The 262-nt window shown below is 53.4% G+C and carries 1 pseudogene; it reads right to left on the bottom strand.

The annotated features are described in order from the left end of the window. A pseudogene (gene rcnA / locus IEQ44_RS16075) lies at window positions 1–262 on the bottom strand (nickel/cobalt efflux protein RcnA); the annotation flags it as partial.

Here is a 262-nt window from a genome sequence, read left to right on the forward strand (position 1 = left end):
GGTCGTGGTGATGTTCGTGATCGTGATGATGATGCTCATAATCATGCCCGTGCATATTCTCCAGCCAGTTGCGTTCGCCGCGCCAGGTACGCCAGAACATCCAGAACGCGGTGCTAATAATGATCACTGCGGAAATCAGCTGGAGCCACGGTTCTGCTGATTGAGCAGTAAAGCGCTTGCTGATCACCATCCCGCCAAAGGCAATTAACCAGACCACTGCGGTATGCGAAATAGTTGCTGCCAGTCCGAGCATCACCGCTTG

It is taken from the genome of Nocardioides malaquae, from assembly GCF_015070385.1.
In the GTDB taxonomy this organism is placed as follows: domain Bacteria; phylum Actinomycetota; class Actinomycetes; order Propionibacteriales; family Nocardioidaceae; genus Nocardioides; species Nocardioides malaquae.